The organism is Deltaproteobacteria bacterium (assembly GCA_009930495.1).
GTDB lineage: Bacteria > Desulfobacterota > Desulfovibrionia > Desulfovibrionales > Desulfomicrobiaceae > Desulfomicrobium.
The window spans coordinates 1-1,160 of record RZYB01000446.1 but is presented as its reverse complement, the minus strand read 5'-3'; the positions used below and the strand labels follow the sequence as shown (position 1 = coordinate 1,160).

2 protein-coding genes are annotated in these 1,160 nt (G+C 59.9%); both read left to right on the top strand.

Annotated elements, in window-relative coordinates:
- On the top strand, positions 1 to 762 hold a 762-nt coding region (locus EOL86_15370; protein NCD26949.1), incomplete at its 5' end, for a transposase.
- 51 nt (positions 763 to 813) lie between these two features.
- On the top strand, positions 814 to 1,160 hold a 347-nt coding region (locus tag EOL86_15365; protein NCD26948.1), incomplete at its 3' end, for a hypothetical protein.

The following is a 1,160-nucleotide window of genomic DNA, read 5'->3' as shown; positions in this document are numbered from 1 at the left end:
GCGAATACGCATGCCGCGGCCATTCTGGCCAAGGCCGTCGAGTTCGACTCCTCCGACCTTCTTTACCGAGACGGTACGTGGTGGCTGCATTCCGTCCTGCCCCTGCCTGACGAGCCTTTTTCCCCTACGGGAAAGGCCGTCGGCGTGGATCTTGGAATCAACCGCCCAGCGGTTACGGCCGGGAATGTCTTCCTGGGCGAAGCTCGCTGGAAGGAAATCGAAAAACGGTATTTCCGGCTCAAACGCAATCTTCAGGCCAAAGGCACTGCCTCCGCCAGGCGCCATCTTCGGCGCGTCAGGCACCGGCAGCAACGGTTCAGGCGCGATTGTGACCACGTCCTCTCCAAGAGGATCGTAGATATGGCCGGCAACGGGTCCGTGATCGTGCTGGAAAACCTCAAGGGCATTCGCTCCACCACCAAGCAGCGTGGCAAGCGCCAGCGGCGCAGACACCATGGGTGGAGCTACGAGCAGCTCAAATCCTTCCTCGAATACAAGGCCGAAGCGGCTGGTTGCCGCGTCGAGACTGTTGACCCGAGGAAGACAAGCCAGCGTTGCTCGAAGTGCGGATATACAGCACGATCCAACCGCAAGAACCAGAGCCTTTTCGTCTGCGGCGCTTGCGGCTTTTCGCTCAACGCGGACCTCAACGCCGCCCGGAACATAACCTGGAAATACCTTGCTCAGGGTGGCATGCCCGCCCTGAGCGGGCCGCCTGTCAACCGGCCTATCGTAACGCATGTTGAAGCCAAAACCTCCTAGAGGAATTGCGGCCGAGTGTAGTTACAAGCCTCGTCTTTCAAGGCGAGGCCGTTGACCAATCTTCAGCGCGTCAGGTATCGGCAGCAACGGTTCAGGCGCGATTGTGACCACGTCCTCTCCAGGAGGATCGGAGATATGGCCGGCAACGGGTCCGTGATCGTGCTGGAAAACCTCAAAGACATTCGCTCCACCACCAAGCAGCGTGGCAAGCGCCAGCGGCGCAGGCACCATGGGTGGAGCTACGAGCAGCTCAAATACTTTATCGAATACACGGCCGAAGCGGCTGGTTGCCGCGTGAGACCGTCGATCCGAGGAAGACAAGCCAGCGTTGCTCGAAGTGTGGACACACAGCACGACCCAACCGCAAGAACCAGAGCCTTTTCGTCTGCGGCGCTTGC